This is a genomic window from Paraburkholderia humisilvae, assembly GCF_902859855.1.
Lineage (GTDB): Bacteria > Pseudomonadota > Gammaproteobacteria > Burkholderiales > Burkholderiaceae > Paraburkholderia > Paraburkholderia humisilvae.
Genome location: NZ_CADIKH010000202.1, coordinates 1 through 3733 on the forward strand (window position 1 = coordinate 1; position 3733 = coordinate 3733).

Sequence of the window (3733 nt, forward strand, 5' to 3'; positions counted from 1 at the left end):
AGAATTTGCAGGTTTTTCACGTTAATGTGCCAGGTTCCTGCAAATCTCACAACACCATTTCGGCCTCAAAGCTCCGCTGCACGAGGCTCGCCGAATTGTTCAGGCTCGACTAATTACTAAAGCCATTTAAGGGATGCTGTACTAGCCCCCGCACTTCACGTCGCAATCTGCGGTTTCAGATGACCGGGAAACGTTTCGCTGAGCCGATACACAGCTCCAATTGCAGCTCCTAATATGCATCGTGGCAGCAACACCGGCAACCGCCTCACTTCTTGTCGCTTCGAATTCTGGACAAACGAACAGACGATTTCGTAGCGCAAGTATGCGCCCCGCGAAAATGGGAGGTGGTTCATACATCAAGCCCTATGGGGCATTGTTGGTCAAATGGAATGAAAACCGAGCACTCGCTGACTACGCGCGGAAGCGCACCTCGACGCAATTAGTTGAGCAAGAACGGAGATTGCCCTTCCTTTCAAATGCCCCCTTGGCAACCGCCGACGTCCGATTGTATCGCCCGTCTGACCTTTCCCGGTCAAGCCTATCCGTTGGAATATTAACAGGAGTTATTTAATGAAAGCCCTCGAAAAGTCCGGAAACAGCATCAATTTTAATGTTAGCAATCTGACTGCACCCGCAGAGGTTAAGGCAAATCAGAGCACTGGCGAAGCCCCCTCTTCGAGTTCCAGTTCCTCGGATAAAGCCGGCATGCCGAAGGATAGAAGCCTTGCCAGGAAGATGGCTGGTACTATTTTGCAGGACGTCTTGGGTTCCCCAAAAAACATCTCCCGGTCATCAGAAAACGACAAGACCGTTATCAATAAGTTGACGTCTCTGATCAAGAAATCCGATGCGAATAAGAAAGATAAAACGCATGATATTACGGGAGATATTGCTGAAATCATCCCACCTCTCCTTGCGTCCCTTAATGAAGCCACCACCACCTCCTCCGCCGAGGACAAGGAAACGCGGCAAAAGCACTCGATGAATGACATCGCAAACCTGGCGGATGGAATTCTAAATGGTGACGCTCGTCAATCGATGGTCAAATTCGGACTTGAAGCAGCGAAGGCTTCGTACGTGGAAAACGGAAATAACATATTCAGACCTCTTTCACGACACAAAGAGCTGATAAAAAATGGCGATATTCATCGTTACTTCGTCGCTCCGCAGGTAGCTGACGTGGTGGACCACCTTGTCGAAAAAGCCACCGACGTTTCGACGGGTGAAATTATCAAGGCAGCTGCCAGGGGCGCAGCCAAAGGAGTTATTGAAAACAAACAGCCATTTATAAACTATAAGGATATTAAGAAAGGAAAGGTCACCGGCCTTTTGAACCCCGCAGCCGCGGGAGCAGCGAAAGAAATTTATAAGACCGTGAAAGCCGCAAAGAATGCAAAGGCCAAATCCATTGTGAAACAGGACGCGACGACACAGGTAAGCACTCCCTCAACCGAGGCCGATACAATCGTGTAGAAGTTTATTTTTGGGACGCCTCACATATGCTAAATATTACCCAACATCGAAACCTGGCACAGCAGGCGAAAGTAGTTCTGAATGCGGTCCCCGGCGATGATCTACAGCACGTCCTTGGAGCGAACATAAAAGCTGGCGTACTGGATGCAACGCTTGGAGGACTCGCATCAGTAGCTGGTGCCGCTGTCAGCATTGGTGAGCGCGTAAAGCAAAACATGACGCGCAGGCAGGTGCAAGCTGCGATTCTTCCAAAAGAGCGAGAGTTTGCGCGTATCCTGTCTGAAATCGATGGTCCAGCCAAAACCGGCTTCCTTGTGCGAATTTCGAACTCTCCCGTTTCGCTCTCGCAAATCAAGGATTTCATCGCCGAAGCAAGCGCGGCCCTATCGTACGGGGGCAGACCGCTACCCCCGGCCGCGCTTGCTCTGCTTAATGAGCTTCATTTCCTGAAAAAGGAGCTGGAAGAAACGCATCAAGACGCGATTGCTCTTGTACCCAATGGTGCAAACGCGGCACTCGGCACCGCAAAAGCGGTGGCGTATCTTACGGAACAGGTTGCTAGAGCTAGCGCCGCGCCCACGCGCGTAGCAGCCGAAGCAACTCCATTGTTGAGCACCGTTTTTCACGAGGGCATATCCTCTATGTGCAAACCTGCGGCCATCGCCACTCATATGATTGAGGCAGCAGGAAACATGAAACGAATAAACGACATCGAAAACAAAATCGAGACGATCTCCAAATTGCCTCAATATGAAGAGGTCAAATACGGAAAGGCGCATCTTCGACGACAGGTAGACTACGAAAAAAAAGATCTTGCGGCAAAATCCGCTAAATTGGTCGCCCATCTGATAGAGATGGGTACGGGACAAATTTTCGGTGTACCCACTGTGACAGCAACTGCGTCCGTTTACGAAGCATATAATAAAAAACAAAAGAGCAAGTTCACCGGAAATGGCGCTTCGCCGCAGGCAAGGGAAGATGCTGAACGACTGAGTAAGGAGACAACCGCTATCGCGGCTAACAATCACCTGGCCGCGCTCTCCAGAGCTCGTGACAATATTCAGCATGCCAGAGAGCGGCTTTGCCTATCGAAGATCGGAAGTATCGTAGAAAAGCACGGCCACTCCAATTCTGGCACCAACGGAAGATTCCGGGAGGTACGGCGTCACGTAATGGACTTGCATCCGCATAATCTGTTGTTCGACAGGACGACGCTGCTTGAGCAAGATATTAGAGCAATAAAATCTTGGTTCAGTGAGAACATGACGCCGCGAGACTTTGCGGACCGGCGCTCTTCCGGGGCGGTTAATCGTATAAACGATCAGCTTCGCAAGACAGAAGCAGGTTTTCTACAAGAAAAAACGGACCAGAAATATAAAATCAATCGCTTTGTCAAGGATCTTGTATTCACATCCCGGATGGGACGCCTACGCGAAATTAGCAGCGGTCGTCCGTAAGGGCATGTCGTTATACACACGTCGTCGTTGTGCCGTGACGGCGAGGAAGCATGTTTACCTTCAATGGCATAGAGTCGGCGCTTATAAGCGGTCGGTGTTTGTCGTTTACTCTCCGCGTCTGAGCGGACGCGTTGGTCAGCGAATCGACGCCCTGGACGCAAACGGAATTCGAGCAACTGGGCCTGGGCAACGCGCGGCGGAATAAGCGAGCGAGACTCTTGATGGAAAGAGAATGGCGGCCGAGCCGAGGGCCAGTGTGCCTCAGGCATGCCACGGTTGGGGCGAAACGATAGCGGCCTACCGCTCCTTCAACAACGACAAAGTCATTGGCATGCGATTCCGGGGCCGCACTGGCAACAGAAGCAAAGACGGATGCAAACGCATCGCGTCGTGCTTTGCCAGCAAGACACGACCGGGCTCAATTTCAACGGTCAGGAGTTGGTCGGGCTGGGGCCCGCTGACATATGAGGCGCAACGGGGCTGTATCTGCTCCGACCTATGCCGTGACGCCGCAGCGCGAGCCGTTGGGCATCCTGGACGGCCTGGATGTGGGCTGGCGAGAAGAAGGACGGATCGGGCCAACGGAGTGGCCCGAAGGGAAGTTTGCGTTGGATCGAAGGTTATGGGCGCATCGCTGGGATGGCGCCTGATATGCTCTCGACCTGCCTGGTGTATGTGGCCGACGCGACTTATGTATAACCTTTTCATGATTCAATTCGGCATCGCCCCCAAGCATGAAAGCTCCGCAAGGCACAGAATCCTCAGTGGCGCACAGGACACCAAAGACCGCAATCTCAATGGTG

3 protein-coding genes are annotated in these 3733 nt (G+C 52.1%); all 3 read left to right on the forward strand.

Annotated features, from left to right (window positions below):
- Window positions 1–570: 570 nt before the first annotated feature.
- Complete coding sequence (locus HV796_RS40690; protein ID WP_175233340.1) at window positions 571–1473, forward strand: hypothetical protein; 903 nt, start codon at window positions 571–573, stop codon at window positions 1471–1473.
- Window positions 1474–1499: 26 nt separating this feature from the next.
- A complete protein-coding gene (locus HV796_RS40695) occupies window positions 1500–2930 on the forward strand; it encodes a hypothetical protein (RefSeq protein WP_175233341.1) in 1431 nt (476 codons plus the stop codon).
- A 232-nt stretch (window positions 2931–3162) separates the two neighbouring features.
- Window positions 3163–3733 (forward strand): transposase DNA-binding-containing protein (locus HV796_RS46265; RefSeq protein ID WP_425497117.1); only part of this gene is annotated, 571 nt, incomplete at its 3' end.

Bases quoted from the DNA above. Each gene is read 5' to 3' on its own strand.
- HV796_RS40690 (WP_175233340.1), top strand. From the start codon at position 571: ATGAAAGCCCTCGAAAAGTCCGGAAACAGCATCAATTTTAATGTTAGC.
- HV796_RS40695 (WP_175233341.1), top strand. From the start codon at position 1,500: ATGCTAAATATTACCCAACATCGAAACCTGGCACAGCAGGCGAAAGTA.